Annotated in this window: 2 tRNA genes and 1 rRNA gene; all 3 read right to left on the minus strand. The window is 41.4% G+C overall.

Features of this window, described 5'->3' with window-relative positions:
* Positions 1–249: 249 nt before the first annotated feature.
* Positions 250–325, minus strand: a tRNA-Ala gene (locus K5R16_RS22030).
* 65 nt (positions 326–390) lie between these two features.
* Positions 391–467: transfer RNA gene (locus K5R16_RS22035), tRNA-Ile, on the minus strand.
* Positions 468–556: 89 nt separating this feature from the next.
* Positions 557–636, minus strand: a 16S ribosomal RNA gene (locus K5R16_RS22040); the annotation flags it as partial.

A 636-nucleotide genomic window follows, 5' to 3' on the forward strand; every position in this document is an offset into this window, starting at 1 on the left:
TTAATGTTTAAGTGTTTAGAACTCAATTTTTTAATTTCGCGTTAATCCTATAAATAACAGTACGATAAATCGTAGTTGTTATCCCTTTCAGATTAACACTATCAGCTTTCCAAATTTTTAAAGAACGGGCTTAAAAAAGCCAAAGATAAATTTCTCATTTATCTTTGGCATCTCTATCCATGCATGCCTTACTTATTCAGCGAGAAAAGTAAGTCTACTTAGTCATCATATGATAACCAGCAAAGTAAATGGTGGAGCTATGCGGGATCGAACCGCAGACCTCCTGCGTGCAAGGCAGGCGCTCTCCCAGCTGAGCTATAGCCCCATTTACATGCAGTCAAACAAATTTACGTCAACCAAACCTTTCTTATCAAAGATAAGGAAAGATATTGGTGGGTCAGAGTGGACTTGAACCACCGACCTCACCCTTATCAGGGGTGCGCTCTAACCAGCTGAGCTACAGACCCAACGTAATTTGCTCTTTCTTTATAACAAGCATATCTGTGTGAACACTCAAACGTATTTTCATACTTCAGATGTGAGTTAGTCGTATAGGTAAGGAGGTGATCCAGCCCCAGGTTCCCCTAGGGCTACCTTGTTACGACTTCACCCCAGTCATGAACCACACCGTGGTAA

The organism is Shewanella sp. c952 (assembly GCF_019654975.1).
Lineage (GTDB): Bacteria > Pseudomonadota > Gammaproteobacteria > Enterobacterales > Shewanellaceae > Shewanella.